We start from the raw sequence: 1,219 nt of genomic DNA, 5'->3' as shown, positions 1-1,219 counted from the left end.
GAGCGGAAACTATATGCCGGCTGGAACCTGATTTCGCTGCCTTTTGAACCGGAAGACAACAGCACGAGCAGCGTATTAGCATCGGTCTGGGATAATGTCTCTGGGTCTGTATACAAATACAACGCAGCGACAAAGCAGTTCGAGTCTGTAACGACAATGGAGCCCGGTGTAGGATACTTCGTGTATCTCACTTCTGATGACATATGGATATACAATACCTCAACAACCTACCCTGGCTATCCTGAGAATTACAAGCAGATGAACGTCTGGCTGGAGCCGGGACTGAACATGGTTGGGTGGTTGAGCTGGCCGAAGAACGTCAGCGATGTTCTCACGTCAGGAGACCACTGGTATGCCACTACATTCAATGCAAGCGAGCAGAAGTATACTGATACGTTCAATCCCGTAGCGCCGGATGTGTTCAACCGTCTCACGAAAATGGAGCCCGGTGCAGGATACTTCATATCTGCGAAACACGGCTGCTGGCTGAACGTGAGCTGTTAGAACACAGTTCCTATGCCAAAAGAAAAATGTAATTTTCCTTTTTTTTCTTTTTTCGGGAATGAGAAGTTAAAAAAGCGTATAAAGGAAGAAAAAGAAAAAAGAAGTGATAAAGCATGGTAAAGGGAAAAAGTATAATTGTGGTATTGGGCATTTTAGTGATGTTATCAGCGACGGCAGCGTTAGCAACAGCGACAGAACCGCCCACTCCGTTCCATGCATACGACTGGGTGAAATACAGCAATGGAACCGCAGTGCTCGACCCGAATATGAACATAACGAATCTCAATACCAGTGAGAGTTATACTATGGAGACGAATACATCTTCTAACTACTATCAGGTTTATAACTTCTTCGTGTAACGTAAGTACAGGCAATATGCTGAACTTCTATAGGTTATAGGTGTTCAGATAAGAGGATTGTGATTCCAACTATTGGAACTGTTTAAGCTATAAAAGTGACTATTTACATGGTGATACGATATAAGAATCTTAACGCTTGGATTTGGTGTGCGTTTTCTGAGCACTATCCGAGGACTGAAGCGGAAATACGGGGAGAAAGCAGGGGTGAAACTGAGCATAAGTAGTTTTTACGAACGATTCACACCGAAGATGGTTGGGTTGATTTCCTTCAGAGGTGCGTGCTCCATGCGATTGAGTCTCGAGCACAGCAACCCGGTCGTGTTTTGGGCGATAAATACTCCGGTTGGGACCCTGGC

General features: G+C 45.0%; 2 protein-coding genes and 1 pseudogene. All 3 read left to right on the top strand.

Annotation, left to right across the window (positions count from 1 at the left end; genetic code table 11):
• Positions 1-504, top strand: a 504-nt coding sequence (locus tag J7J01_04695; GenBank protein MCD6210179.1) for a hypothetical protein, incomplete at its 5' end; no start/stop codon positions are given.
• 113 nt (positions 505-617) lie between these two features.
• Complete coding sequence (locus J7J01_04690; GenBank protein ID MCD6210178.1) at positions 618-863, top strand: hypothetical protein; 246 nt, start codon at positions 618-620, stop codon at positions 861-863.
• A gap of 126 nt (positions 864-989) precedes the next feature.
• Positions 990-1,219: pseudogene (locus J7J01_04685) on the top strand (hypothetical protein).

It is taken from the genome of Methanophagales archaeon (assembly GCA_021159465.1).
Taxonomy (GTDB): domain Archaea; phylum Halobacteriota; class Syntropharchaeia; order Alkanophagales; family Methanospirareceae; genus G60ANME1.
This window is presented reverse-complemented; position numbering and strand designations above follow the sequence as displayed.

Coding starts and splice junctions, on each gene's coding strand:
- J7J01_04690 (MCD6210178.1), top strand. CDS start 618: ATGGTAAAGGGAAAAAGTATAATTGTGGTATTGGGCATTTTAGTGATG.